Origin of the sequence: Sphaerochaeta sp., assembly GCA_022482495.1 — a bacterium.
GTDB lineage: Bacteria > Spirochaetota > Spirochaetia > Sphaerochaetales > Sphaerochaetaceae > RUG023.
The window spans coordinates 184,021-209,769 of record JAKVPA010000004.1; the positions used below are offsets into that span (position 1 = coordinate 184,021).

Below are 25,749 nucleotides of genomic sequence, written 5' to 3' on the forward strand. Positions count from 1 at the left end.
AGTTCCCAGAGAGCGTTACGTCCTGATTTCCCGATTGAATGGGATTCCCAGTGAGGTTGGCCCGAGGCGTTGGCTTTCCCGGTCGAACGCAAGGACGACGATGACCAGCACGTACGGCAGCATGACGGCGAATTCGTACGGGAAGTTGATGCCGTAACTCTGGATGACCGTCTGGAAGGTCTGGGCAAGGGAGAACAGCAACGCCCCCCACATGATCTTCACCGGCTGCCAGTGTCCGAAGTAGACCAGGGCGACGGCGATGAAGCCGCGGCCGCTGACGATGGAATCGCTGAACATCTTCGCCTGGCAGAGGGAGAGGTAGGCTCCGGCAAGGCCGGCAAGCGCGCCTCCCACGGCCAATGACTGGTAGCGTATCCGGGTGACATTGATGCCGATGGAATCGGCCGCGCGGGGATGGGTGCCTACGGCGCGGACCGCCAGTCCCCATGGGGTCTTGAACAGGACGTACCCGCTGAGCGGCACCAACAGGAACGCCACATATACCAGAATGTTCTGGGAGAAAAAGATTGGGCCGATGACCGGAATGCGGGAGAGAAGCGGGATGGGTGGTGTGGTGATGCCGGGAATGCTCTGCGTGCCGCCTACGAAGTGGCGGAACAGCGTGCCGGCTGCACCGGTTCCGAACATCTGCAGTCCGATGCCGGCGATTCCCTGCGGGGCCCGGAATGTGATGACGACCAGGCCGAAGAACATCCCGAGAAGCGCTCCCATCACCGTGGCGGAAAGCAGTCCGAGAACGTTGTACACCTGGGACGTGGCTTGTCCATGCCCGATGGCATAGGGGAGCAGCATGCCGAGGAACGCGCCCATCGACATGATGCCTTCACAGCCCAGGTTGAAGATGCCAGCCCGTTGGTTGATCATCTCCCCCAGCGAGGCAAGGAGCAACGCGACGGACGAGGTGATGGCCAAGGAAAGTACGGTGACGATGACGTTCATGCTGCGACCTCCTTTCTCCGGGTCTTTTTCCAGACCCGTTCCATCAAATAGGCGTTGGAGAGCACCATCTGCGTGGCGACGATGACGAGGATGATCACACCCTGGAGCACCTGCACCATGTTGGCGGGCACTCCCACGGCGTTCTGCGTCATGTTGCCGCCGACAAGGAGCAGTCCGAAGAAGAACGCGGCGGGGATGATGCCGGCGGGATGCAGCCCTCCGAAGAGCGCCACGACGATGCCGGAGAACCCATAGCCGCTGGTGATTCCCTGGATGGCCCTATGATGCACGCCACAGATCTCCACCGCTCCGGCAAGACCTGCGAAACCGCCGCTGAACAGCATTGCGATGACCAGGTACTTGGCCACGTTGATGCCTCCGTACCGTGCGGCCCGCTCGCTGGAACCAGCCGCCCGCATCTTGTAGCCGAACGGGGTCTTCCACAACAGCAGGTAGATCAAAATCGCAAAGCCGATGGCGATGAAGATGCCGGTATGCAGGCGGGTGCCCGGAATGAACCGGGTCAGCCAGATGTTCTTTGTCAGCCGCATGGATTGCGGAGTGCCGCTTCCCGTGGTCATTTCGGCGGGATCCAGCATCGGTTTGCGAAGGCAGAACGTGTAGAACTGCTCGGCGATGTAGTTCAGCATGACGGTGGACAGAAGCTCGCTTACCTGGAGTTTCGCCTTCAGCAGGCCGGGGATGGCGCCCCAGAGCGCGCCACCGGCAATACCTGCAAGGAGCACCAACGGGAGTAAGATCACTTTGGGAAGGGTGGGGACGGCCAGGGCCACCGCCGTGGTGGCAAGGATTCCCATCGCCATCTGTCCCTCTGCGCCGATGTTGATGATGCCGCTGCGGTAGGCGACGGCGATGCCCAGCGCGATAATCGTCAGCGGGATGGTACGGATCAACACTTCGCTGATCAAGCCGATATTCTGAAGTGGTTGGAAGATGATGACGGCGTACGTCTTCATCACCGGAGCCCCGATGGCGATCAAAATGACCGCACCCATCGCCATGGTGGCCAGGACGGCAAGCAGTACGATGCAGATTTTGTAAAGGATTTTGAATTGGTTGGTCATCTCACACTCCTGCCATCAGCATGCCCAGCTTTCTGCTGTCCGCGTCGGCGCGGGGAAGAACCTGCTGGATATGTCCTTTGAAAATGACGGCGACCCGGTCGGAGAGGGCGAGGATCTCATCCAGTTCCTCGCTGATCAACAGGATCCCCAGTCCTTCCTTCCGTTTGGCGAGCAACTGTTCATGGATGAACTGGGCTGCTCCCAGATCCAAGCCGCGGATCGGATAGACGGCCACCAGGAACTTCGGCTTCCGGGTGATCTCCCGCGCCAGGATCACCTTCTGGATGTTGCCGCCGGAGAGCGTTCCCGCTGCGGTATCCGTGTTGGGACAGCGGATATCGAAGTCTTTTTTCAGCGTGGTCGCGTTCTGGGCGATGGACGCCCTGTTCTGGAAGATTCCGTTGGTGAACCGCTTTGCGGTGGAATCCTTCAGGATGAAATTCTCTTTCAACGAGAACGGAGGGACGATGCCTTCGGTGTTCCGCTCTTCCGGGATGTACCCCATCCCTTCCTTGATGATTTCTTCCGTACTCTTGTTGGTGATGTCTTTTCCGAAGAACGTGATGGTCCCGCTCTCCACCGGTCTGAGGCCGTTGATCACCTCGGCGAGTTCCCGCTGCCCATTGCCGGACACGCCGGCAAGGCCGACGATCTCCCCGCTGTGGATGGTCAGGTTCAGGTCGTTCAACGCAAGGTACCCGCGGTCACTGCGGGCGTTCACATGCTGGATCTCCAGCGCGTGGATGTTGGAGCATTCGGTTTCCTTGTTTTCCGGCATGATGATCTCACGTCCGGTCATCAAGGAAGCAATCTCCGCGGAGGAATGCTCTTTGGTGTTTCCATTGAACACGACCGCTCCGTGACGAAGAATCGTCACTTTGTCGGAAAGGTCGGACACTTCCTGCAGTTTATGGCTGATGAAGATGATGGACAAGTTGGCGGTCATTTTCCGAAGGAGGACGATCAACTCGTCGGTCTCCTGCGGGGTCAGCGCGCTGGTCGGTTCGTCCAGGATCAGGAAGCGGGCTCCCAGGCAGAGCGTCTTGACCAATTCGACCCGTTGCTGCTCCCCGACGGACAGTTGCCAGACAAACGCGTCAGGATCTACGGCCAGGCCGTAGGTCTGAGAGACTTCCTCGATGCGGTCGCGGACCATCTTCATATCCAACTTCCATCCCTTCCATGCTTTTTTGTAGCCCAGAGCGATGTTTTCGGTGACCGTCATGTTGGGGACGAGCATGTACTGCTGGTGTACCATCCCAAGGCCTGCGGCGAACGCGTCGTTGGGGGAGTGGAAGTGTACTTCCTTTTCATTGATGAACATCTTTCCCTCATCCGGCTGGTACAAACCCATCAGGATGTTCATCAACGTCGTTTTGCCCGCTCCGTTTTCTCCGACCAAGGCGAGTACTTCCCCCTCTCCGACGGATAGGGAAATATCATCACTTGCCAGCACACCCGGAAACCGCTTGGTGATGTGTTCCATCCTGAGACTGGTGATCTTGGTGTTCGGATCCATGAGAAAAACTTCCTTTTTTTACCAAATCATCCCGCAGGATCCTGCGGGATGATTGGATGATGATGCGTTACAGTTTGGAATAATCGACGGACTGCCAGTTGATCGTATCCGGAGCCGCCTTGAACTTGGCCAGCGCCTCGTCAACCTTCGCGGCGACTTCCGGTTTCTTCAGCGAGTCGTTCCAGCCGAAGACGAATCCGCCGTTGTGGAAGTTCATCGGGATGCATTCTCCTCCGCGGATACCGGCATCCAGCTTCTCCACCATGCCGACGATGACCGCCGCATAGTTGTAGGAAGAGGCGGCAATGCACTTGTACCCTTCCGGAATGGTCAGCTGAGCCATATCCTGGCCAACCCACCAGATGTCCTTGTCCTTGTATTCGGCGACGGCGCGAAGCGCTCCGAGCGCCTGCTGGGAAGAGCCGGTCAGCACGTCGGCGCCGCTCTTGATCTGCGTCTGGGCGAAGTCGCCCGCTTTGACGAAATCACTGAACGAACCGGTGTGGGCGACCATGATCTTCGCCTTGGGATTGACGGACTGTACGCCGAGGACGAAGCCACGGTTGTACCGGGCGGCGTCACCACCATCAACCGGTCCGACCAGACCGATGATGTTGCTCTTCGTCGTCATGCCTGCGATGATGCCGGAAAGGTATCCGGTCTCTTCGGACTGCGGCATGTAGGTGAAGACGTTCTTCGGTCCCACCTCAGCGCTGGTTCCGAACGCAAAGGAGATGTTGGGGTATTCATCAGCCATTTCCAGCACCAGGTTCTTGTACTGGGCGCCATGGCAGATGATGATGTCATATCCCTGCGCGGCATACTGGCGGGCGGCGGAACCGGCATCGACCGGAGCCATCTTCTCGCTGTAGCTCCTTTGTCTTCTGCCGCACGGGGCAAACATGACGCCCCAAGTATAGATGTTCCGGTTCGGGACTGTCAAAGAGCCTTGGCCATGACAATTTGCCGAAATCGTAACTTTTTTGATATCGGGGGTGTGGAAATAAGCTGTTTCCTTGTGATGGATGGTTGCCATCTCCTCCAATTTCATCTATAAAAACCGATGAAAGCAAAGAAAAAGAAAGACAATATTTATGTATTTCGCTCTTTTCGTGATACAGTGGTACGTATGATGCATGCCCAAGACACCACATTGTTCCAATTGAACGGCATCCCACGCCTCAAGCAGGCGTTCCCGCTTGCCATCCAGCATGTCGTTGCGATGATCGTCGGATGTGTTACCCCGGCGTTGATCATCGCTTCCAGCACTCATCTTTCCTCTGCGGACAGCATTTTGCTGGTCCAGGGGTCGCTGGTCATCGCCGCAGTCTCCACGTTTCTGCAGCTCTTTCCTCCGTTTTCCTGGCTGGGAAGCGGCCTGCCAGTGATGTTGGGAGTGAGCTTTGCCTACCTGCCATCCATGCAAGCCATCGCCCAAGGGTATGACCTCGCTACGATCTTTGGCGCGGAGTTGGTAGGCGGGGTGGTCGCCGTTCTTGTCGGGGTTTTCGTCAAGAAGTTGCGCGTGCTGTTTCCGCCGCTCATCACTGGTACGGTGGTGTTCACCATCGGACTTTCCTTGTATCCGACGGCGATCAACTACATGGCTGGCGGAACCGGCTCCCCACTGTATGGTTCCTGGCAGAACTGGCTGGTGTCCATCGTCACCCTGGCGGTCGTCACCGTCTTCAACCATTACGGGAAGGGAATCTGGAAACTTGCTTCCATTTTGATCGGCATCATTGTCGGATACATTCTGGCCATACCGTTCGGCCTGGTCAATTTCTCTCCGGTTGGTTCGGCTGGTCTGTTCGCCCTGCCCATTCCGATGCATTTCGGCATCAAGTTCGAAATCTCTTCCTGTTTCGCCCTGGGTATCTTGTTCGCCATCAACTCCATCCAGGCCATCGGGGATTTCACCGCGACGACAGTCGGTGGAATGGATCGGCAACCGACGGACAAGGAACTGCAGTCCGGCATCATCTGCTACGGAGTATCCAACATGCTGGGAGCCTGTTTCGGCGGACTTCCCACGGCGACGTACAGCCAGAATGTCGGCATCGTGACGACCACCAAGGTGATCAACCGGTTCACGTTGGGATTGGGTGCGGGCATCCTGCTTCTTGCGGGGCTGCTTCCCAAATTCTCCGCCATGCTGACCACCATCCCGCAATGTGTGTTGGGAGGCGCGACGGTGACGGTGTTCGCATCCATCGCCATGACGGGAATGAAGCTGGTCGTCTCCCAGCCGATGAACTACCGCAACACCTCGATCGTCGGACTTGCGGCGGCCTTGGGCATGGGCATCTCCCAGTCTTCCGCCGCGGTGGCGTCGTTCCCCCAGTGGTTCCAGATCATCTTCGCCAAGAGCCCTGTCGTCATCGCGACGTTGGTTGCGGTGACCCTGCAGATTTTGCTTCCGGGAAAAGAAAGCTGAAGACGGCTTTCGCGATGGCCTCTGCCCCTGCTTCGCCGGGGTGGACGCCATCGTCACCCGCGAGATTGTCAGGAAGCGGGATGCAAGGGAAGGGAAGGGTCCGGAGCACCGTCCGCTCCCGTATCGTCATGCTGTTTCGTACGCAAAACCGGTTTGGGCGCGATGCGGGGACCAACAAGGTATATACCTTGGGATGAGACGGGAGCTTTTGGTATGTCGTCAACAATGCCTGCATGGAAGTGCGGTAGATTTCCTCCCCGCGCCAGTACCACGGTTTGGTGTCGTTGGTTCCCAGCAGCACCACGACAATATCCGGTTGGAATCGGATGCTTTCCTGATAGGGAAGTGAACTGTCGTAAGACTTCATTCGGTCTGGTTGGACGACCGCTCCGGTTAATCCGAAATTACCGACGACGCATGACCGTCCCAGAAGTTCTCCCAAGCGGGATGGATAGCAGGTCGTTTCCCGGTGGTCCAGACCATAGCCATAGGTGATGCTGTCTCCGACGCAGGCGATGCTGGTGATGGGCATGGTCCCATCGTACCGTACCTTGCCCATCCACTCAAGGGAGCAACAAAAAAGCCATCCCCTTTCGAGGATGGCTTTGCAGGTGGAAAGACCTGTTACTTCTTGAAGATGTCCTTGACCGGATGGTAGTCCATCGTGTTGGTGTACCAGCCACCCCAGACATTGGTGTCGATCAGGTTCAGCGTGACGTAGTAGTACAGCGGCATGATCGCCTGATCCTGGTTGATCATGATGTCTTCTGCGGTCTGCAGGGCTCCGAACCGATCCGGTCCGTCCGCCATGCGCGCAGCCTCGTTGATCAGCAGGTCGTAGGTGTCATTGGAGTACCGTCCGCCGTTCATACCGGCACCGGTGATGAACATATCAAGGAAGGTGTTCGGATCCTGGTAGTCACCGACCCATCCGGCACGAGCGATGGTGAAGTTACCAGCGTTCCGGTTGGACAGGTAGGTCTGCCATTCCTGGTTCTCAAGCGTTACGTTGATGCCCAGGTTATTCTTCCATTCCTGCTGGATGAACTCAGCGATCTTCTTGTGGCCTTCGCTGGTGTTGTACAGGATGGAGACGGAGGGGAATCCAACGCCGTTGGGATATCCCGCATCGGCGAGCAGTTTCTGCGCCTCGACGATGTCCGCGTCATGGTCATCCCCGTTGGGGAACGGAAGCGCGGTGTAACCGGCCATCTCAGGCACGATGCCCCAGGCAGGAATCTGTCCGGCCTTGGTCACGCCATCAACCAGCGCCTGGCGGTCGACGGCCAGAGAGAGCGCGCGGCGCACACGAGCGTCATTGACCGGCGCCTTCTCCGTCTGGAAGAGGTAGTAGTAGGTGGCCAGCTGCACGCTGTTGTGGTAGTCGTCTCTCATCGAGGCTTCGGCAAGGCTGTCAAGAGGAACGTTGGTGTCCCAGTCAAGCTCGCCGTTCTTGTACATCTTGTAGTTCGTCGAGTCGGAGTCAGAGGCGTAGAAGATCACCTTGTCCAGCTTGACGTTGGCGGCATCCCAGTACTGGGGGTTCTTGCTGACGGTCACGTGGTCCTGGGCGACATGCTCGGTCAGGACGAACGGGCCGTTGCCGACGAAGTTCTTCGGATCAGTCCACGCCGTGCCGTATTTCTCAATGGCATGCTGTGGGACGATGGCGAAGGAGTAGTGGGTCAGAGCGCCGATGGCGTAGGGAAGCGGCCCAAGCAGCTCCATCTGGAAGGTGTAGTCATCAAGCGCCTTGATGCCCACGGCTTCCTTGCCAGCCTTTCCTGAGTTGTACTCGTCGGCACCCTTGATGAACATGCAGGGGAACCAGGCGTACGGGGATGCGGTTGCCGGATCCAGCTCGCGCAGCCAAGAGTAGACAACGTCGTTGGCCGTGATGGGCACACCGTCGGACCACTTGGCGTCCTTGCGGAGCTTGAACGTCCAGACGGTTCCGTCCTCGTTGCTCGACCAGCTCTCGGCGACGCCCGGAACAGCGGACGCATCCTTCGGGTTGGTGGCGACAAGCCCTTCGAACAGGGCTTCGTAGATGCGGTGCTCAGGCACACCCTGGATCAAATGGGGATCAAGGGATTCAGGCTCAGCGCCATTGCCGATGCGGAACACCACTTCGGATTTCGCCGGTGTGGTGGCAGGCGCAGCAGCGGCAGGAGCCGCAGCGGGTGCTGCAGCAGGCGCTGCAGCTTTTGCGGGTTCCGCAGCTTTGGCGGGCTCAGCGGCCTTGGCAGGTTCAGCCGCGGGTGCCGCGGTTGCTGCCGGAGTAGTTGTTGCTGTAGGTGTAGTCGCGGCTTGGGTTTCCGTAGTGGCTGCTTTCTTTCCGCAGGAAACAAACAGCGCACCAACGAGAAGGACGCAAAGCGCGATAGTCATAAACTTTTTCATAGACTTATCTCCTTCATGAACATTATGGTATGCAAAAATCCTAAATTAGCATAGAGTATATCCCAATACCATTCAAGAGAAAACATGGTTGAAATGCTTTTTTAAAAAGAAATCATCTTGGTTTTCTCTGAGAAGGAGCCGGCATGGTACGTTTGGGGACACGGAAAACAAGCTCGGGGATTGTCTATACGGTAGGAAGAGTGAGACGGATCGTTTTTGCCGCCGTCTTGGCGTTTTTGCTCTGGGGAATCATTTTGAACCTTTCTGAAGGTGATTCCCCACGAACGATGGTCGCTCCGATCGTCATGGCATTCATCGCGTTGCTCGGATTGACCTACCGGGAGGCGTGGCGGTTCCTTCCCTCCCAGAAAAAGGTGGAATCCCTGTTCGGCTTCGGTCCGTTTGTCAAACGGGAGACGATTCCCTATGGGGAGATCGAGCGGCTGGAGATCACCCACTTTGTCAAGGATACGGAGGACAAGAACGCCAAACCGGGGCGGAAGCGCCAAAAGCCGATGGTGGTGTTCGCCATACGTCTTGCCAACAACGAGGAGCGTACCATTGAAATCATTCCGGAGCATACCAGTCTGGGCCGGACGGAAAGCGCTGCCCAGATGATCGCCGCCGTCAGCGGTCTGGCGCTCTTTGTGGATCGTCCCCGTGATATGGATACGACGATCACCCGGGAGGATCTCCACTCGTTCCGTTGATCAGTACAGAAACCGCTCAAACCCGATGAAGAACAGCGCCGATCCTCCAATGCAGAACAGGTGCCAGATGGCGTGGTAGTGGGGGATCGTCTTGATGGCGTAGAAGATCACGCCGAGGCTGTAGACGATGCCGGCGGCAAGAATGTATCCCGACAGTCCTGCGGGAAGATACGGGACGACGCTGTTCCAGAAGAAGACGATCACCCAACCCATCACCAGGTACAAAATGACGTGGAGCGGGCGTAGCTTTCCCCAAAAGACCAGCGTGAAGGTGACCCCGACGGCCACCGTCACCCAGATGGCGGCCAGCAGGTTCAGCGCCAGTGGCGTGTCCACGTAGGTGAGGATCGGGGTGTAGGTTCCGGCGATCAGAATATAGATATTGGTATGGTCCAGGATCCTGCAGACCCGTTTGGCGTCACATTTGGGCAGGCGATGGTACAATGCCGATGCGGTGTACAACAGCAGCATTGAACAGCCATAGATGATCATTCCCCAGCGTAGGTGGGAGTTGGTGAGCGTCTGATTCCTGATGAGAATGGCCACCAGAGCGGCCAAGGCCAACACGGCGCCGACGGCATGCGTCAGGAAGTTTTCCCGTTCCGCTTTGGCGTCATCGTAGTTGTGAAGCGTGATGTGGCGTTCCAGCCACGTTTGGGTTTCCGTTTGCATGCATTCACCGTACCAAGGGATGGGAAGCATGGGCAAGCGGATGGCGTGCCCTTTTTTCTGCTAGTCAGGTCGGTATGCCATGGTACAAATCTACTATCTATCTGTTTGTTTGGTCGTGATCTGGAAGCGTTCCAGGGAACTTATTTAAAAAGTTTGCAATTTCAGAAAGCGAATGAAATCATAAGGGAGAAGAGGGAAGTTGTCGTTCCGCCTTGATATCCCGCAAGAAGTGTTTTTACCGAATTTTCACCAATATATTGTTCATAGGTGTTTCCTTCGGCATGGATTCCTTCATAAGAGATTTCCACACGGACATCGGTTGTACCATGAAAAGCCTTTTCCCATTGTGCGCCAATGGTCGCCTTTCCCCCATATCCGGTCATTTCGTCGGTGAACAACAGGGAACGGAGAAAGTGATGATCCATGGCTGTGATTGTCATATATGGGTACCATGATCCTAAGAAATAGACAGTCATCGCCGGATGGGTGAGCTGTCGCGTAACCTGCATCCCAATTTCCGGGAAACTCAGCCATTGTTCGTAGGTCAATCCAATGCCGGTGAGATATGTTTTGGGGTCGTTTTCCGTCCAAAAGCCAGAGGAGGGATACTGGGTATAACCGTTCACTGCGGCGAACATGCGGTTCTGCCATGTGTATGCGAAAAATGGAGTGACCGTCACCATTTCCAAGGGGATGTCCCCAGATGCTTTCAATGTGGCGGTAAAATCCTTGAGAAGATGGTTTTCATGGCTTGAGAAATACGCAATTGTAGTTCCATCGCTCTGGTAATCATAATCCTGCATTGTTCCCGTTTGGGTGGGAACAGCCATCAGGACCGAGCCTGTAAGAGAGAAATGATGCAAAGAAACCGAGGCATGTGCCCCAATGGTAGGGGAAAACTGTTGGTTCCATGTGAGTTTGCTGACAAGGGTGCCATCAGTTTCCATCAGCAATTCATTGATGGTGCCGCTCTTGATGCCGAAGGATACACCGATATCAAAATCTGGTTGGGTGGCAAAAAGAGAGGGAAGCGCTCCAGTCAGAAGCGATATGCATAACGTAAGGTACAAACGTTTCATCAAAAAAGTATGGCATCATTCTGTGTGGAATGTTTTTACTTTCATGGAGTGTACGCGTAGTTTTCGAAAAGGATGGGGGAAGCGATGAAAAAGGTGATGGAAGTTTTGTTTGTCTGAAGGAAAAGGGGATGTTGTTGAAAGGGACAGGCAACAGAATTTTCTGTTGCCTGAAGGTATCTTTGGTTGATGTGCTTACGGAACGGTACGCTATTTTTCTGCCAAAACACAGTTACGGGATGGAAAAGGTTTTTGAGACAGAACGGTCTGATTTTACATAAAACCTTGGTAAATCCCATTGCATTTTCCATAAAACGCGACATACTGGGGGTATGATCGGAGTCAAGGAAATCGCGAGGTTGGCCGGGGTCTCCCCGGCGACGGTATCCAACGCGCTCAATGGAAAGAGCAACGTCGGAGAAGAGAAACGGAAGATGATTTTGGAGATCTGCCGGCAGCAGGGGTACGACCCAAACATCGCCGGACGGAGCCTGAAGACGGGTCGCAGCAAAACGATCCTGTTCACGTTCAGTGATTTCGACCGCTCCTTTTATCTTGAGGTGATCCATGGCATCCATGACTTCGCCGAGGCGCATGCCTACGACCTGTTGATCTGCACCGGCGGGATGTGTGCCAAGTACATGCACCCCAGCATGAGCAGCGGGTGCATCGCTCTGGACGGGAAGCTTCCCACGGAACTCCTCCGCAGCAAGGCGACCGCCGACTATCCGATCATCTCGCTGGACCGGATCGTGGACAGTCCCTACGTGAAGAGCATTCTGGTGAACAACTACGAGCCGATGTTCCATCTGGTCGACGGCCTTGCCCAGAAGGGATTCACCCGTTTCGCCTTCCTCGGGGGCGTGGAGGAATCGACGGACAACAAGGAACGGTACCAGGCGTTCTGCGACGCTCTGCGGAAGAACAACCTGCCGTTCAGCATGGACCGCTACATCGCCGGCGACTGGCATGAGGCCAGCGGCGTGCGCGCCGCCCACATCCTGTTGCTCACCCAGAATCGCCCGCAGGTGTTGGTGTGCGCCAACGACAACATGGCGTTGGGGGCCATCAAGACGTTCAACGCCAATGACGTGGTGGTGGGGCGCGACATCTCCGTCACCGGATTCGACAACAATTCCATCGCAGAGTACCACGGCATCACGACGATCGACATCCCTGATTACGAACGGGGGTATCTGGCCGCGCAGGCCTTGGTGGGGAACATTGAAGGTGCGATGAACCATGACACGTTCCGCATCAGCGCGAAAATCATCCAGCGCACCAGTGTCGCCGAACATCCGCTCTCGGAAGACAGTCCTGTTGCTGCGATGTCAGTTTTCAACGAAAAGTAAAATATATTTACTAATAAATCCTTTTATAAATCCATAGATTTATATGAAAAATGGATAAATTTTTCATAAATACGGTTAATATAAAAGTTTTTGTTGACAGTTCTGGAAAACCGGTGGTAAGAAAGAATTAAACGATTTACTAAAGGAGATACCATATGAAAAAAGTTATGACTACCCTTTTGGTCGTACTTTCCATGGCGTGCTTGGTCTTTGCCAATGGCACCAAGGAAACCGGTACGGCGAAACAGGAAAAAGTGATCATCTTCCAGTCCAAGGTGGAAATTACCGATCAGCTGTCCAAAGCCGCTCAGGACTTTACGGCGGAAACCGGCATTCCTGTTGAGATTTGGGAAACGACCGGTGATGATTACCGCGCCCAGCTGAAAATGAAGCTGGCCGGTGATGAAGTCCCGACGATCTTCTCGGTGAGCAAAGGCGCCGAGGCGAACATGTTCAAGTCGTACCTTGCCGACATCAGTTCCGGCTCGGTGCAGCAGTACATCGATGACGGCGTCGCCCTGAAGATGGACGGCAAGAGCGTCGGTGTTCCGTACAGCGTGGAAGGCTTCGGCCTGGTCACCGATGAATCGATGGTCACCGATGCGGATTTCGCCAGCCAGGACGCGTTCTTCGCGGCCATCAAACGGCTTGCCGGCAAAGGTGTCAATCCGTTTGGCCTGAGCCAGGAATCCTACTTCCTGATCGGACACATCCTCAACACTCCGTTCGCCATCATGGATGATCCTGACGGGTTCATCGCCACCTACGAGAAAGGTGGGGTGCGTCTTGCCGACCAGAAAGAGTTCCAGGCGTTCGCCCAGTTGATGGAGCAGATTCGCGCCAACAGCACCAACCCGCTGGAGATCAACTACGATCGTTCCTGCGGTGACTTCGCCACCGGAAAGACGGCGATGATCCATCAGGGCAACTGGTGCTACGGAATGTTCAAGGATTACAACCCGACCTTCACCATGAAGATGCGGCCGCTTCCGCTTCTTGGCAACCAGAAGATCGCGGTTTCCGTGCCGTACTACTGGGTGGTCAACTCCCAGGCGACCAGCGGACAGCAGGCCAATGCCATCAAGTTCCTTGACTGGCTGTACACCTCGGAGAAAGGTATGGACTACATCGTCAACAAGTTCGGATTCGTTCCTGCCGAGAGCAACATCCCGACCACGACGCTGGATCCGCTTTCCGCCGATGTCGCCAAGGCTGCCGGCAGCGGCAACACGTTGCCGTGGACGTTCAATGCCTGGCCGATGAACATCATCGATACCGATTTCGCGCCGATCGCGCAGGAGTTCTTCACCACGCCGTCGATGAGCGGAATTGATTTCGTCAACAAATTGGATGATGCCTATCAGGCTCGTCTGAAGAAGTAACACAGCGGTTGTACCGGCCCGCCGTAGGGTGACCCCGGCGGGCTTTTTTTTCAAGGAGGAGCCCATGGTAACCAGCAAAAAGGCGGGGAACGGATGGTTCTGTCTGTTCGTGCTTCCTGCCCTGATCATCTTCGCCATCGTCGTATTGGTGCCGTTTGTCATCGGCATCGGCTATTCGTTCGTCTCGTGGGACGGACTGGCGGTGAACAAGCCACAGTTTGCCGGTTTGAGCAACTACGCAAAGCTGTTCCATGACGCGCGCTTTGGACAGTCTGCATGGCATACCGTGCTGTTCACCATCATGGCGGTGCTGGCCATCAACATTCTGGGATTGCTGTTGGCGTTGATGGTCACCTCCACATTGAAGATCAATTCCATCGCGCGGACGATGTTCTTCATGCCCAACCTGATCGGCGGTCTGATTCTGGGATACATCTGGCGGTTCATCCTCTCTGACGCGTTCAAGGCCATCGGGGAGAAGACCGGAATGACCAGCGTATTCTTCAACTGGCTGCTTGATCCCAAGGCTGCGCTGTTCTCCCTGGTGGTGGTCATCACCTGGCAGATGGCCGGGTACGTGATGATCATCTACATCACCGGAATCCAGGCGGTCCCGGACGAGGTGATGGAGGCTGCCGTGATCGACGGTGCCACCGGTTGGAAGCGGTTCTTCACCATCGAACTGCCTTTGATCATGCCGTCGGTGACGATCTGCACGTTCTATTCGCTGTCCAACTGCTTCAAGATCTACGACATCAACCTGTCGTTGACCGGAGGCGGCCCTGGCATCTCGACGGAGATGTTCGCCATGAACATCTATAACGAAATCTTCTCATACAACAATTACGGCTATGGACAGGCAAAGGCGATCATCTTCTTCCTGCTGGTCGCCATCGTCAGCCTGTCCCAGGTGGCCATGACCAAACGGAAGGAGGTGCAGCTATGACGGCAAAACGAAGAGCCGGACGGATCATCGCCTCGGTGTTGATCCTCGCCCTGGGCCTCTGTTTCCTGTTCCCTCTGTACATCATGGTGGTCAACTCGCTGAAGAACCGCGCCCAATTGTATGCCGATCCTGTGGCGTTGCCCACCACGCCGATCTGGTCGAATTATTCCCAGGCGATGGAGAAGATGAGTTTTCTCCGCGCCTTCGGAAACTCGTTGTTCATCACCGCCATCTCGGTGGTGTTGATCCTCTTTTTCTCGTCGATGTGCGCCTGGATGATCACCCGTACCGGGGACAGGAAGAGCAAAAACATCTACTTTCTGTTCGTGGCCACGATGCTCATCCCGTTCCAGACGCTGATGATGCCGTTGGTCCAGATGATGAAGTGGTCCCGGCAGATACTGGGCATTCCCGTGCTGAACACCTACCAGGGGATCATCTTCCTGTACATCGGCTTCGGCATGTCGATGGCCGTCTTCCTGTTCAGTGGATTCGTCAAGAGCATTCCGCTCTCCCTTGAGGAGGCGGCGACCGTTGGACGGTTGCTCCGTCTGGGGCGTGTTCTGGCGGGTGGTGTTCCCCATGCTGACGCCGACGACGATGACGGTGATCATCCTGGACATTATTTGGATCTGGAACGACTACCTGCTTCCGTCATTGGTTTTGAATAACAAGGCATTGAGGACCATCCCGTTGTCGACCAGTTCGTTCTTCGGGGTGTTCACCATCCAATGGAACCAGGCGATGGCAGGCTTGACGCTGGCCATCATTCCGGTCGTCATCTTCTACTTCTGCGCACAGAAGTACATCATCAAAGGCGTTACCGCCGGGGCGGTCAAATGAAGTTGCAGATTCGGATGCCGTATGGCGACCTGGCCCCCTCCCGACTTGTTGTGGAGGAGACGTTGCTGCACAACGCGAACGGGTATCTGGGCGTCCGCGGCGCATTGGAGGAGGGGTATCCCGAAGGATATCCTTCCGTCCGTGGCTCGTATCTCAATGGGGTCTATGACATCGTTCCGATGCCGCAGGCCGAACCGTTGTACGGTCTGGTGGACAAGAAACAGACGATGGTCAACGTCGCCGAAGTACAGTCCATCAAGGTGTTCGTCAACGGGGAACTTGCCAGTCCGTTCACCGGAAGCCATCATACTGGGGAACGTATCCTGGATATGGAAAACGGGGTTACCCGGAGGATCTTGGAATGGGAAGGGGGGCAAGGGGGGAAGGCGCGCCTTCACGTCACTCGTATGGCTTCGTTCACCCGGCTTCCCATCTTCGCCCTCCGGTTCGTCGTGACGGCGGATACCGACGAGACCATCGTGGTGGAAAGCCGCCATGACGCCGATGTATGGAACTTCTTCGATCCCAACGATCCCCGGGTGGCATCCACCGCCGTACGGCACATTGTGGTGGATTCCGTCACCCAACAGGAGGCGGGTTCGTCCATCCTTACCCATACGTCGCAGAGCGGCATCCGCGTGGCGACGGTGGTCCGGGAAACTGCGTCCCTTCTTCCCTCCGGCGTGGAACGCCATGCCGACGCGTTTGGCGTGACGGGACGGTACACCTTCTCCCTGCGCAAGGGAGAACAGGTGGAATTCATCCGCATGGTCGGTTTCGCTGACAGCTTGAGGAATGCCGATCCCGTCAAAACGGCGGAGGAGGCCTGTCGTTCCGCCATGACCGCAGGGTTTGCCACATTGGAGGCGGAACAGAGTGGGTATTTGTCCGATTTCTGGCGTCATGTGGATGTGGGCATCGATGGTGACGACGAGCTCTCCCTGGATCTTGCGTTCAACCTGTACGAACTGCTCCAGTCGGCAGGACGGGACCGCTTTGGCCATTTGGCTGCAAAAGGGCTGTCCGGAGAAGGGTATGAGGGCCATTCGTTCTGGGATACGGAGATCTATGTCCAGCCGTTCTTCACGCTGACCATGCCCCAACTGTCCCGGAATCTGCTTTCCTACCGGTACGCCATTTTGCCCAAGGCCAAGGAGAACGCCCGCCTGTTGGGGCACGCCAAAGGGGCGTTGTACCCGTGGCGGACGATCAACGGGGTGGAATGTTCCGGCTTCTTCCTGTCCGGTACGGCGCAGTACCACATTGACGGGGCGGTCGCCTATGCCGTGGTGCAGTACTACCAGGTCACCGGTGATGAGGATTTCATGGAGTCGATGGGTCTTGAGATGCTCCTTGAGATCGCCCGGCTGTGGCTGGATCTGGGGGTGTATGTCGACGGGTTGTTCCGTCTGAACTGCGTCACCGGACCGGATGAGTACACCTGCCTGGTGGACAACAACTACTACACCAACGCCTCGGCGAAGTATGACTTGGCCTGGGCGGTCCGGTACTACCGGGAACTGGACGCCAAAGGTAAGGCGAAGAACGCCAAGACCCATACGGGCATTACGGAGGCGGAACTTGCGGCGTTCCAGGCCGCGTCGGACGCCATGTACCTGCCGTATGACGAGAAGCGGGGCATCACCCCGCAGGATGACAGTTTCCTGCAGAAGAAAGTGTGGGATCTCTCCTCCACGCCGAGGGAGAAGTTCCCGCTTCTTCTGCATTATCATCCCCTTACGCTGTACCGCTACCAGGTGTGCAAGCAGGCCGATGCCGTGCTGGCCCACTTCCTGTACGAGCCGTTGGTGGATGAGACGACCCGCCTGAAGTCGTTCCGCTACTATGAGAAGATCACGACGCACGATTCGTCGCTGTCCAAGTGCATCTTTTCCATCGTAGCGGCGAAACTCGGGTTGGTGGAGGAGGCGTACACCTACCTTGGCGACAGCATCAAGATCGACCTTAACGACCTGAACCACAACACCAAGGACGGGATCCACACGGCCAACATGGGTGGCAGTTACCTCGCCTTGGTGTTCGGCTTCGGAGGCCTGAGGATCCACGAAGATGGCCTGAGCCTGAATCCGTGTCTTCCCTCTTCCTGGAAGGGGTACCATTTCACCATCCAGTACCGGAAAACCGTCTTGCATGTGGCGGTGTCCAAGGAGCAGGTCGCGTTGACGGCTGAGGGGGAAAGTGCCTCTTGCCGTGAGGGTGTATGGAAAGAACGTGGAGGTTTCCGATACCCTCCAGAGGATTACGCGATGATTCTTGCCTGTATCTTTGATCTTGATGGCGTGATCTGCCACACTGACGAATTCCACTACCGCGCGTGGAAGGAGTTGTGTGACCAATATGGATGGAAGTTCGACCGTGCGCTGAACAACCAGCTCAGGGGGGTGAGCAGGCGGGAAAGCCTTGGCATCATCCTCCGCGCCAATGGCGTGAAGTTGGAAGAGGCGGAATGCCAGGCGCTGATGGATGTCAAGAACCGCACCTACCGGACGCTGTTGATGACGATGACGCCTTCCGATTTGGAAGCGGATGTTGTGCCGACGTTGGAGCAGCTGCACCAGAAGGGGGTGCTCGTCGGACTGGGCTCGTCCAGCAAGAACGCTCCGTTGATCCTCCAGCGGCTGGGCATCACCTCGTATTTCGATGGCATCGTCGATGGCTCGATGATCACCCACAGCAAGCCAAATCCCGAGGTGTTCCTCCGTTGCGCGTCACTCCTTCGCGTCTCCCCCCACCATTCCGTGGTAGTGGAGGATGCCGTGGCGGGCATCCAGGCGGCAGAGGCGGGCGGGTTCATCCCCGTCGCCTACCGCCTGCATGACAGCCAGGTGGCCCAGTCCGTCCGGCATGCCGAAACGTTTACCGAACTGTCGAAGCTCCTGTTGGGGTGATCACCCTTCGATGGCTTTCTTGCACGCCTCCAGCGAATTGCGCACCATGCCGGCGATGGCCTGTTCCGTGTGGAATGCCATGTGCGGCGTGATGATGACGTTGGGGAACGAGCGGAGGATGGCCAGTTCACGGTCGGGGAGCACCTTGCCTTTGCAATCGTTGTAATAGATCGCTTTTTCCCGCTGGACCACATCCAGCGCCGCCGCGCCCACTTTCCCGTGCTCGATGGCGTCGATCAACGCCGCCTGGTCGATCAACGAGCCGCGGGCCGTGTTGATCAGCACCACACCGTCTTTCATCATGGCGAATTCCTTGGCTCCGATCAGATGGCTGTCATCGCTGGTCGCCGGAACGTGGAGCGTGATGATGTCACTCTTTTGCAGCAACTCGTCAAGGGAGACGTACGGCACCGTTTTGGCGACCTCGGGGTTCTGGTAGATGTCGTTTGCCAGAATGGAACAGCCGAATCCCTGCAGGATGGAGATCACCATCCTTCCCATCCGGCCGGTACCGATGACGCCCACCGTCTTGGTATGCAACTCGGTGCCGGTGGTACCCGGCAGGGAGTAGTCCTGGGCGGCCGACCTGCTGGTGATCACCTTCATGTGCCTCAGGCACATCAGCATCAGCATGACGGCGTATTCAGGAGACAGGAGTAGGGGGAGTATCCTACGTTCCCCACTCCGATCCCAAGCTTTTTGGCCGCTTCCAGATCGATGTGCTCGAATCCCACCGTGCGGGTGGAGATGTACCGCACGCCCAATTCCTTCAGCTTGGCGATCAGATCCGCCCCCATGGGAGTGGTGATGATGCTGATGGCGTCGGCGCCTTTCGCTTTGCCCACCGTGTCCAACGTGGGGTTCTCACTGGTGATCTCAAGGGAGATGCCCAGTTCCTTTGCGGTTGCTTCAAACAAGGCACGTTCTTCAGAGCGTACCGAAAATGCGAGAACTTTCATATTCTATGCCTCCTCGGATCATGGCATGTCTTTTCCCTATGATAGCGAGGGATGGAATTTGTGGCTACCGGAACAAGAACAACGCCCCCTCGAAAACAGGGGGCGAAATTCTTTTTCGTGAGGATATTACCGTCGTGTGCCTTCGGCGCCTTTCGCTGTTTGGTTGTACATCCGCTGAATTTGGTCGTCGGTGAGGGAGATGCCATACATCTGTTCGTAGTATCGTTTCACTTCCGCCACCAGATCATAATCCTGGAACAGTTCCGGATACACCTTCTGTGCCATCCAAAGGAGAGTGACAGGGGTGTCTGCGCTGGGGGTGTAGCTCCGATAGGTTCCTAATGGCATTTTGAAGACATTCCCATCCTTCACCGCTTTGACCGTCGACCAGTCATAGCTGCCGATGGTATTGTGGTACAGATCATCCGGCACCGTCGGAGTGAAATTGGTGATCAGGATCACATCAGGATTCCAAGTGTACACTTGCTCCATGTTGATCACCGCGTTTGAGTTTTCCGCCGCCACTTCCTCGGCGACGTTTTTTGCCCCGATCTCATCACACCAAGCTTGTCCAAAGAACAGTTTTCCACTGGTCACGATACTGGTGTCACTGTAGGAGAACAGGAATAATACCCGTTTGCGCTGTGCATCGGGGATATCCTTCACCCGAGACTGGATCATGTCATACATCTGTTTGCTGTATGCGCTGACCTTGTCCGATTTCGCATATTCCGGGAACACCTGCCCAAGGAGATCGATCCATGCGTCGTAGGTCTTCAGGTTGTCGTACTGCCAGTTGTTGACAGCTGAACGCGACAGGCCGGAGTCCGGCATCCTTCACCATCTGTTTCTGCTTTGCGTTTTTTGCCATCACAAAGACGACGTCCGGTTTCAGCTTGAGCAGTTCCTCCATGTTCACGTCACTTCCATCGGTGAAGGATGTGGAGATTTTCAGATACTCAGGGAAGATTTCCCCAAGCAGCCCCGCCTTTGCCGCGCCGAGTGCTGCGGGAGGGATGCCGACGAGCTTTTCCGGGCTTCCGAGAAATACGGTGGCAATGGACGGTAGCGGCCATGGTTGGATGATGGCCACACGATTGACCACTTGGGGGATGGTCACCGTCTCCCCATCGTGATCAACGACGGTCCGTGTCGCAGTTGTGGAAGTACTTTCCGACTGCCCCTGGGCCATAAGGGGAGGGCGAGCACGCAGGCGATCGCCAGCGTCACCAACAATACGCGTGAATGGGATGTTCTCATTCTTGACTCCTTGTATGTGAAATCCACTCCAACGGGATTGGATATCATCTGCATGCGGGAAACGATGAAAAGCTAAAGCAGGCTCAACGGTACGACGTTCTGGTAGTGTTTCTCCTGGTAGACAAAATCATTGATATGCACCTGCACCATGAAGGTTTTCCTGAGGTTCAGCTCGTTGACCACTTCGCAGACTTTCCCATAGAGATTGGTTCCGTCCTTGTTCAGGAGTAACGCATGGTCCGCGATGCGGAGGGCGTGTTCCGGATAATGGGTGTTGACGATGATGGACAGATGTTTTGACTCAGCCAAATCCCTGATGGTGTTCAGGATGACCAGCTGGTTGCGGAAATCAAGATTGGATTCCGGTTCGTCGAACACCAGCATGCGGGGTTGGACAGCAAGGGCCCGGGCGATCAAGACCATCTGCAACTCCCCACCGCTCATTTCGTCACACCGCTTGTCCTTCAGTGACAGAATATCCGCCTCTTCCATCGCACGGAGCGCGATCGACCGGTCTTCTTCCTTCGGCTGGGCAAATACTCCCAGATGGGACGACCTGCCCAGCATCACCATATCAAGCGCGGACAGAGGAAATGCGTTGCCGCGTGCCTGGGGGACGTAGGCGATGTGTTGCCACAACTGACGATCCGGATACGAGGACAGTGGCCGGTCATCCAGATAGGTGGCTCCTTCCCTCCAGGGAAGAAATCCCATGGTACATTTCAGGAGTGTGGTTTTCCCTACGCCGTTGGGGCCAAGGATGCACAGGACTTCCCCTTCCTGGAGGGAAAACGACACATGCTTGAGGATATCTTTTGTATGATACCCGAATGAACCGTTCCGAACGGAGAAAATCATGTTGCCGTACCTCCTGTCCGCTTCAAGAGCGCAATGAAGAATGGAGCGCCGATGACGGCCGTCAGAATGGAGATGGGGATTTCCGCGGCGGAGACGCTCCGGGCGAACGTGTCGATCACCAAGCAAGAAGATCGCGCCCAGACTCACTGAGACGGGGATCACACTCCGGTTGTCATTGCCCACCAGCATGCGTGCTGCATGAGGAACAAGCAGTCCGATCCAACCCACCGATCCGCACATGGAGACGGAGGAAGCGGTGATCATCGAGCTGGTAACGATGATCGTCAATCTGAGCAACGGGATGTTCATCCCCATGGATTTGGCTTCCTCTTCACTGAGGGAAAGAATGTTCAGCCGCCATCGAAGAGCGACGATGAGGGTGATACCGATAAGGATGAAGGGCAGTCCAAGTGCAAGTGAAGAATAGTTGGCTCCAGCGATGGAACCCATCAGCCAGTAGGTGATGGCAGGCAGTTCGTCCTGTGGGTCTGCAACGTATTTCACCAAGGAAACGAATGCCTGGAACAATGCTGAGATCACCATACCTGCCAGGACGATCATCACCACCGATCCTTTGCCGTTCCGTTTCCCGATATTGGTTACCAAGGCGCAGGAAAGCAGGCCGAAGGCGAGCGCGGACAACTGTACAACCACCAGGTTCCCATGCCAGAGCATCGCAAGAGCGGCCCCAAACGCCGCCCCGCTGGCGACCCCCAACGTGTCCGGGGTTGCCAGAGGATTGGTGAACAGTCCTTGGAATGCCGCGCCTGCGACACTCAATCCTGCTCCGACGGACAGTGCGAGAAGAATTCTTGGAAGGCGGATTTTGAAAATCACCGAGCGTTCCACTTCACCGGTGGTCGTGCTCGTCGGACCGGAGAAAAGCACATGGAATGTCTCGGAAAGGGAGAGCGAATAACGGCCGATCGCCAGGCAGACGAATGCGGTGATGAACGGCGCGATCACCAACAACATCGTCATGATGCGGCGGGCACGAGGCGTGTGGATGATCATGAGACCGCCTCGCGCAGCAACGCTTCCCCGTCATCTCCCAAAAAATGCCGGATTTGGGCTTCATGAAACTTGCTGCTCAACGCGATGGTGGGTACCGAATGGAATCGGATCGTTTTCCCTTGATCCAGTTGGGCGAGCAACGGATCGCCGAAGACATCAGTAAACTCCTCATGGGCGAAGATCGTCCTGAGGTCTTTTTCCGTGACGAACGGGAAATCCCCAGGTTGCAGGAGTTCCTTCCGGTGGTTGAACAGCACGGCGACGGTACAGGGGATACCCCATCGGTGCAGGATTTCATCACGGAGAGAACAGGAGAGGACCTGCTCTCCGACGATCAGGATGCGCCGTGGACTGGTTGTGACGTTGGGTGAAGATTCCGAAGTTGATCGTTTTCCCGCAAGACAGGTTCGCACCTTCTGGAGCATGCGAGATCCGTCCCCAAGCGGGATTCCGACGACATACGGGATATGATATGCATTCTCCATGAACTCGGCGATTTGGATGCCTGCTTCGCTGACCGCAACGTTCAATGCGGTGGTCGGGGCTTGTTTGATGTCGTCAAGCGTGCATGACATGGAAAGGCAGCAGGTGACCTGAATGCCGTTTTGCGCTAAAGAACGGAACGGCATGCCGTGTCGTTCCCGTTTTTGCCCCAATCCAGCGGCGTGGCTCCGACGATGTTGATGGTATGTGGGATCTGCTGGTAGTGGTTTGTCCTTGGGGCGAACCGCTTGAGCAGTTCCTTGGTAGCCATGACGACTCCCTTGTCATAGAAATCCAGCCCTGTCGTGTCGAATCCGAACGATGGGATTCCTGTCTTTGCTTCGATTTCCCTGGCGATTCCCTGATAGTCCGTACCGACAAGCATGGGGACGGGGAGAGCCGATGATGGCGATGAAAGCGGGATGGAAGCTCTCCGCTGCGGCGACGACGCGGGAAACAAGTTTGTCATCCCGTCCCAATACGGCATCGATGTGTCCTCAGCCCGGAACAGTAGACCAACGAACGGGTATCGATCCATCGGGGTTCGTCATATCCCAGATAGTTGCCGGTGCAACCGGACGCGTCGTGGAGTACCACCATGCCTCCCAATTCATACAACACCGACGCGACCCCTGAATAATCAGGAGAGCAGGGTGGCAGCAAAATGCTGAGTGTACTCATATAACGAGTTTCGCCTCCCGGATCTTGTCCTTGATGTCAGCCGTTTCCATGGCCGCTTTTGAGATGATTTCCATCAGTCTGACGATGCCGTAGAATCCAAACAGATCATTGTCCTCCTGGAGATCCACGATATGGTCCGTACCGGTGGCGTACGCACTGTCTACGCCAAGACTGATCGAATTGTGGAACTGGGGATACGCGTTTTTGGGCGCGTCATGATGCATGGGATCGATGATCTCAACCGAGGGCGCGTGCTCCTGGAGCCAGGAGAACGCTTCCTTCTCGAACGGGGGAACGCCATCCACCGACACCAAACCGATGGAGAAGCCATGCTTCAGCAACGTCCGGGTCAGACTCAATGGCCGGTTCGTCGCTTGGAAGTCAACAGAAACCGGGAATTCCGCTGCAGCCTCTCGCCGTTCTTCTCAGCGCAGCTTCCGCCTTTCTTTGTTCCGTGTGCCAATCATACGAAGAAGAACGGCCCGTCTGGGACGCGAGGCGTTCCGTCAAGAGCTGGTAGAATGAGGCGATCTGCAGGGGATCGTAGGTGGGGAAGCAAGGAAGATACGGGATGCCAAGGCGTTTTTCCATCTGTTTCGCGGCGGGAACGCACCGGGGGGAACAGACAAGATTCAGACTGGCTGAACCCATCTCCATGAAATCCTCAAAGGTCTTGCACATGGGCAGTTGCGTTATCCTTACTCCAAAAGATGCCGCAATGGCGTACAGTTCTGAATCCAGGGCAAGGGCAAGGTTGTTCCCCAGCAAGTTGATCTGAGAGGGATCATGCGTTTTTTTTGGCAGAAGGCTGTAGATGTTGGTGAACAGGGTGACACCCGGAGGATTTGGCGTATCCAGCTGGATGGGATTCATATGACAATACCGGAACAACAGGTCGGGATGCAGGGATGAAAGGTGGGAAAGCAACGCCTCATGATCGGTGCAAAGCAGGTCGTCGATACATCCCCCGAACAAAAACAGGATTTTGGGTTTCGGATTCAGGAAGGCAAGGAGTTCATCCACGGCGGGAGGAATGGCGTGTTCGTAGGATCCTGAGACGATATCCTCTTCGGAAAGATACAAATAGGAAACCTTGTCTTTGCACCCGCTCATCAAGGCGCCCAGGGCTCCATGACGGCCACAGGCAGGAGGAACGACGAACAACATGTAGGCTTCGGGAACCAATGAGGCCATTCGTACGATGCCCCAACCTCCATGAGCGGGGGATTCATACCGAAGTGTTCTGGGAAAACAAGCGCAACCGCAATCCATTATGCGTCTCCTTCGGCCATATCCTCTGCATGAGCGAGGATCTCTTTGGCCAATGTCCGGTACACATCCGCCATCGGGGAGTCAGGGAAAGCCTCAATGACGGTTTTTCCCTGCCCCTCCGCTTGCTGGACGATGCCATCACGAGGAACCGTCGCGAATGATCGCACCCCCCATCTCACGCATCGCGTTGTCCGACGATGCTCTGCTCGTTGGCGACGTTCCTCGCGATTGAGGATGACGCCCGAGAATTTGGCATAGCCCCTGGGGCCGAAGTTCCGAATGGCGTGGACAATGTTGTCCGCTGCGTACAACGCCATCATTTCCCCACTGGTGACAATGAAGACATCATGGGCATATCCACTGCGGATAGGCATGGCGAATCCCCCACAGACGACATCACCAAGAACGTCATAGATGATGACGTCAGGATGGTAGGTTTCTTTTGCGTGCAGTTCGTCCAGTTTTTGGAATGCGGTGATGATTCCTCTTCCCGCGCATCCGATACCCGGGGTGGGGCCTCCCGCCTCGACGCACCAGACGCCGTTGAACCCTTGGAATACGATGTCGGAAAGTTCCAGATCGGCGTTTTCATTCTCTCTGAGTTGGTCAAGGACGGTGGGTATCCTTTGCCCTTCCATCAGATTCTTGACGGAATCACTTTTCGGATCACAACCGATTTGGATCACATGATACCCCATCACACTGAGTGCCGCGGAAAGGTTGCATGCGGTGGTGGATTTTCCGATGCCGCCTTTTCCGTAGATGGCGATTTTGTACATTCGTTCTCCTTGGTTAGGTAAACCTAACTTTTTGCATACCATAAAATTATTAGCTGTTTTTCGGTTCAATTTTTTATCACAATTGGGAAAGGGGAGTCAAGGGAAATGAGGAAAATAACCTGTTTGTCTTCTGGGAAGAAATTCCACAG

At 55.9% G+C, this 25,749-nt stretch carries 28 protein-coding genes and 1 pseudogene; 8 read left to right on the forward strand and 21 right to left on the reverse strand.

The features are described from left to right. Positions 1–15: 15 nt before the first annotated feature. The 4 genes from LKE28_06285 to LKE28_06300 form a co-directional block, all read right to left on the reverse strand. Positions 16–960, reverse strand: a complete 945-nt coding sequence (locus LKE28_06285; GenBank protein ID MCH3907848.1) for an ABC transporter permease — start codon at positions 958–960, stop codon at positions 16–18. Then, the gene (locus LKE28_06290; protein MCH3907849.1) at positions 957–2,045 is read right to left on the reverse strand and encodes an ABC transporter permease; all 1,089 of its coding nucleotides are present in this window, start codon (positions 2,043–2,045) and stop codon (positions 957–959) included. The genes LKE28_06285 and LKE28_06290 overlap by 4 nt, the downstream gene beginning before the upstream one ends. 1 nt (position 2,046) lies before the next feature. Next, positions 2,047–3,564 carry an ABC transporter ATP-binding protein gene (locus LKE28_06295; protein ID MCH3907850.1) on the reverse strand — a complete coding sequence of 506 codons (1,518 nt, stop codon included), beginning with the start codon at positions 3,562–3,564 and terminating at the stop codon, positions 2,047–2,049. A gap of 67 nt (positions 3,565–3,631) precedes the next feature. Then, the gene (locus tag LKE28_06300; GenBank protein ID MCH3907851.1) at positions 3,632–4,468 is read right to left on the reverse strand and encodes a BMP family ABC transporter substrate-binding protein; all 837 of its coding nucleotides are present in this window, start codon (positions 4,466–4,468) and stop codon (positions 3,632–3,634) included. Positions 4,469–4,693: 225 nt separating this feature from the next. Here LKE28_06300 and LKE28_06305 point away from each other — a divergent pair, with 225 nt between their 5' ends. After that, positions 4,694–6,001: a purine/pyrimidine permease gene (locus LKE28_06305; GenBank protein ID MCH3907852.1), complete on the forward strand. Its 1,308-nt coding sequence runs from the start codon at positions 4,694–4,696 to the stop codon at positions 5,999–6,001. Here LKE28_06305 and LKE28_06310 read toward each other — a convergent pair. Both LKE28_06310 and LKE28_06315 read right to left on the reverse strand, forming a co-directional pair. After that, positions 5,943–6,533, reverse strand: coding sequence for a GDSL-type esterase/lipase family protein (locus LKE28_06310; protein MCH3907853.1), 591 nt, complete (start codon positions 6,531–6,533; stop codon positions 5,943–5,945). The two genes, LKE28_06305 and LKE28_06310, sit on opposite strands and share 59 nt — an antisense overlap. A 92-nt stretch (positions 6,534–6,625) precedes the next feature. Continuing rightward, entirely contained in the window at positions 6,626–8,404 is a 1,779-nt protein-coding gene (locus LKE28_06315; GenBank protein ID MCH3907854.1) for a peptide ABC transporter substrate-binding protein, read from the reverse strand. A gap of 200 nt (positions 8,405–8,604) precedes the next feature. Here LKE28_06315 and LKE28_06320 point away from each other — a divergent pair, with 200 nt between their 5' ends. Beyond that, positions 8,605–9,114 (forward strand): hypothetical protein, encoded by a 510-nt coding sequence (locus LKE28_06320; GenBank protein ID MCH3907855.1) that lies wholly within the window; start codon positions 8,605–8,607, stop codon positions 9,112–9,114. Here LKE28_06320 and LKE28_06325 read toward each other — a convergent pair whose 3' ends face one another. Then, complete coding sequence (locus tag LKE28_06325; GenBank protein MCH3907856.1) at positions 9,115–9,786, reverse strand: hemolysin III family protein; 672 nt, start codon at positions 9,784–9,786, stop codon at positions 9,115–9,117. It lies immediately after the preceding gene. A 161-nt stretch (positions 9,787–9,947) separates the two neighbouring features. Continuing rightward, on the reverse strand, positions 9,948–10,865 hold the full coding sequence (locus tag LKE28_06330; GenBank protein MCH3907857.1) for an omptin family outer membrane protease: 918 nt from the start codon (positions 10,863–10,865) through the stop codon (positions 9,948–9,950). Positions 10,866–11,194: 329 nt separating this feature from the next. Between LKE28_06330 and LKE28_06335 the strand changes: the two genes are divergently transcribed. The 6 genes from LKE28_06335 (at position 11,195) to pgmB (ending at position 18,294) form a co-directional block, all read left to right on the forward strand. Then, on the forward strand, positions 11,195–12,214 hold the full coding sequence (locus LKE28_06335) for a LacI family transcriptional regulator (protein MCH3907858.1): 1,020 nt from the start codon (positions 11,195–11,197) through the stop codon (positions 12,212–12,214). A gap of 155 nt (positions 12,215–12,369) precedes the next feature. Beyond that, positions 12,370–13,596, forward strand: a complete 1,227-nt coding sequence (locus LKE28_06340) for an ABC transporter substrate-binding protein (GenBank protein MCH3907859.1) — start codon at positions 12,370–12,372, stop codon at positions 13,594–13,596. A gap of 64 nt (positions 13,597–13,660) precedes the next feature. Next, complete coding sequence (locus LKE28_06345; protein MCH3907860.1) at positions 13,661–14,542, forward strand: sugar ABC transporter permease; 882 nt, start codon at positions 13,661–13,663, stop codon at positions 14,540–14,542. Beyond that, positions 14,539–15,213 (forward strand): carbohydrate ABC transporter permease, encoded by a 675-nt coding sequence (locus LKE28_06350; GenBank protein MCH3907861.1) that lies wholly within the window; start codon positions 14,539–14,541, stop codon positions 15,211–15,213. Before LKE28_06345 ends, LKE28_06350 begins: the two co-directional genes overlap by 4 nt. Continuing rightward, on the forward strand, positions 15,125–15,385 hold the full coding sequence (locus LKE28_06355) for a hypothetical protein (GenBank protein ID MCH3907862.1): 261 nt from the start codon (positions 15,125–15,127) through the stop codon (positions 15,383–15,385). The genes LKE28_06350 and LKE28_06355 overlap by 89 nt, the downstream gene beginning before the upstream one ends. After that, complete coding sequence (gene pgmB, locus LKE28_06360; protein ID MCH3907863.1) at positions 15,382–18,294, forward strand: beta-phosphoglucomutase; 2,913 nt, start codon at positions 15,382–15,384, stop codon at positions 18,292–18,294. Before LKE28_06355 ends, pgmB begins: the two co-directional genes overlap by 4 nt. Here pgmB and LKE28_06365 read toward each other — a convergent pair whose 3' ends face one another. From LKE28_06365 to LKE28_06425, 13 genes and pseudogenes are all read right to left on the reverse strand, one after another. After that, on the reverse strand, positions 18,295–18,927 hold the full coding sequence (locus LKE28_06365) for a hypothetical protein (GenBank protein MCH3907864.1): 633 nt from the start codon (positions 18,925–18,927) through the stop codon (positions 18,295–18,297). Next, positions 18,921–19,253: a hypothetical protein gene (locus tag LKE28_06370; protein MCH3907865.1), complete on the reverse strand. Its 333-nt coding sequence runs from the start codon at positions 19,251–19,253 to the stop codon at positions 18,921–18,923. The genes LKE28_06365 and LKE28_06370 overlap by 7 nt, the downstream gene beginning before the upstream one ends. 126 nt (positions 19,254–19,379) lie before the next feature. Next, positions 19,380–19,994: an ABC transporter substrate-binding protein gene (locus LKE28_06375; GenBank protein ID MCH3907866.1), complete on the reverse strand. Its 615-nt coding sequence runs from the start codon at positions 19,992–19,994 to the stop codon at positions 19,380–19,382. Then, positions 19,936–20,373, reverse strand: coding sequence for a hypothetical protein (locus LKE28_06380; GenBank protein MCH3907867.1), 438 nt, complete (start codon positions 20,371–20,373; stop codon positions 19,936–19,938). Before LKE28_06380 ends, LKE28_06375 begins: the two co-directional genes overlap by 59 nt. Positions 20,374–20,585: 212 nt before the next feature. After that, positions 20,586–21,371, reverse strand: a complete 786-nt coding sequence (locus tag LKE28_06385; GenBank protein MCH3907868.1) for an ABC transporter ATP-binding protein — start codon at positions 21,369–21,371, stop codon at positions 20,586–20,588. Beyond that, positions 21,368–21,490, reverse strand: a complete 123-nt coding sequence (locus LKE28_06390; protein MCH3907869.1) for an iron chelate uptake ABC transporter family permease subunit — start codon at positions 21,488–21,490, stop codon at positions 21,368–21,370. Before LKE28_06390 ends, LKE28_06385 begins: the two co-directional genes overlap by 4 nt. Before the next feature lie 61 nt (positions 21,491–21,551). Further along, positions 21,552–22,346, reverse strand: a pseudogene (locus LKE28_06395) (iron ABC transporter permease). Positions 22,347–22,381: 35 nt separating this feature from the next. Then, entirely contained in the window at positions 22,382–22,960 is a 579-nt protein-coding gene (locus LKE28_06400; protein ID MCH3907870.1) for a hypothetical protein, read from the reverse strand. A 35-nt stretch (positions 22,961–22,995) separates the two neighbouring features. Next, positions 22,996–23,355 carry a hypothetical protein gene (locus LKE28_06405; GenBank protein ID MCH3907871.1) on the reverse strand — a complete coding sequence of 120 codons (360 nt, stop codon included), beginning with the start codon at positions 23,353–23,355 and terminating at the stop codon, positions 22,996–22,998. Beyond that, on the reverse strand, positions 23,334–23,549 hold the full coding sequence (locus tag LKE28_06410; protein MCH3907872.1) for a hypothetical protein: 216 nt from the start codon (positions 23,547–23,549) through the stop codon (positions 23,334–23,336). The genes LKE28_06405 and LKE28_06410 overlap by 22 nt, the downstream gene beginning before the upstream one ends. Then, a complete protein-coding gene (locus LKE28_06415; protein MCH3907873.1) occupies positions 23,546–23,908 on the reverse strand; it encodes a hypothetical protein in 363 nt (120 codons plus the stop codon). The genes LKE28_06410 and LKE28_06415 overlap by 4 nt, the downstream gene beginning before the upstream one ends. 22 nt (positions 23,909–23,930) lie before the next feature. Then, the gene (locus LKE28_06420; protein MCH3907874.1) at positions 23,931–24,743 is read right to left on the reverse strand and encodes a nitrogenase component 1; all 813 of its coding nucleotides are present in this window, start codon (positions 24,741–24,743) and stop codon (positions 23,931–23,933) included. Positions 24,744–24,820: 77 nt separating this feature from the next. Continuing rightward, the gene (locus LKE28_06425) at positions 24,821–25,600 is read right to left on the reverse strand and encodes a nitrogenase iron protein NifH (protein MCH3907875.1); all 780 of its coding nucleotides are present in this window, start codon (positions 25,598–25,600) and stop codon (positions 24,821–24,823) included. Between the last annotated feature and the right edge of the window lie 149 nt (positions 25,601–25,749).

Coding starts and splice junctions, on each gene's coding strand:
- LKE28_06285 (MCH3907848.1), bottom strand. CDS start 960: ATGAACGTCATCGTCACCGTACTTTCCTTGGCCATCACCTCGTCCGTC.
- LKE28_06290 (MCH3907849.1), bottom strand. CDS start 2,045: ATGACCAACCAATTCAAAATCCTTTACAAAATCTGCATCGTACTGCTT.
- LKE28_06295 (MCH3907850.1), bottom strand. CDS start 3,564: ATGGATCCGAACACCAAGATCACCAGTCTCAGGATGGAACACATCACC.
- LKE28_06300 (MCH3907851.1), bottom strand. CDS start 4,468: ATGTTTGCCCCGTGCGGCAGAAGACAAAGGAGCTACAGCGAGAAGATG.
- LKE28_06305 (MCH3907852.1), top strand. CDS start 4,694: ATGATGCATGCCCAAGACACCACATTGTTCCAATTGAACGGCATCCCA.
- LKE28_06310 (MCH3907853.1), bottom strand. CDS start 6,533: ATGCCCATCACCAGCATCGCCTGCGTCGGAGACAGCATCACCTATGGC.
- LKE28_06315 (MCH3907854.1), bottom strand. CDS start 8,404: ATGAAAAAGTTTATGACTATCGCGCTTTGCGTCCTTCTCGTTGGTGCG.
- LKE28_06325 (MCH3907856.1), bottom strand. CDS start 9,786: ATGCAAACGGAAACCCAAACGTGGCTGGAACGCCACATCACGCTTCAC.
- LKE28_06330 (MCH3907857.1), bottom strand. CDS start 10,865: ATGAAACGTTTGTACCTTACGTTATGCATATCGCTTCTGACTGGAGCG.
- LKE28_06335 (MCH3907858.1), top strand. CDS start 11,195: ATGATCGGAGTCAAGGAAATCGCGAGGTTGGCCGGGGTCTCCCCGGCG.
- LKE28_06340 (MCH3907859.1), top strand. CDS start 12,370: ATGAAAAAAGTTATGACTACCCTTTTGGTCGTACTTTCCATGGCGTGC.
- LKE28_06345 (MCH3907860.1), top strand. CDS start 13,661: ATGGTAACCAGCAAAAAGGCGGGGAACGGATGGTTCTGTCTGTTCGTG.
- LKE28_06350 (MCH3907861.1), top strand. CDS start 14,539: ATGACGGCAAAACGAAGAGCCGGACGGATCATCGCCTCGGTGTTGATC.
- LKE28_06355 (MCH3907862.1), top strand. CDS start 15,125: ATGCTGACGCCGACGACGATGACGGTGATCATCCTGGACATTATTTGG.
- pgmB (MCH3907863.1), top strand. CDS start 15,382: ATGAAGTTGCAGATTCGGATGCCGTATGGCGACCTGGCCCCCTCCCGA.
- LKE28_06365 (MCH3907864.1), bottom strand. CDS start 18,927: ATGCTGATGCTGATGTGCCTGAGGCACATGAAGGTGATCACCAGCAGG.
- LKE28_06370 (MCH3907865.1), bottom strand. CDS start 19,253: ATGAAAGTTCTCGCATTTTCGGTACGCTCTGAAGAACGTGCCTTGTTT.
- LKE28_06385 (MCH3907868.1), bottom strand. CDS start 21,371: ATGATTTTCTCCGTTCGGAACGGTTCATTCGGGTATCATACAAAAGAT.
- LKE28_06400 (MCH3907870.1), bottom strand. CDS start 22,960: ATGTCATGCACGCTTGACGACATCAAACAAGCCCCGACCACCGCATTG.
- LKE28_06405 (MCH3907871.1), bottom strand. CDS start 23,355: ATGCCGTATTGGGACGGGATGACAAACTTGTTTCCCGCGTCGTCGCCG.
- LKE28_06410 (MCH3907872.1), bottom strand. CDS start 23,549: ATGAGTACACTCAGCATTTTGCTGCCACCCTGCTCTCCTGATTATTCA.
- LKE28_06420 (MCH3907874.1), bottom strand. CDS start 24,743: ATGGCCTCATTGGTTCCCGAAGCCTACATGTTGTTCGTCGTTCCTCCT.
- LKE28_06425 (MCH3907875.1), bottom strand. CDS start 25,600: ATGTACAAAATCGCCATCTACGGAAAAGGCGGCATCGGAAAATCCACC.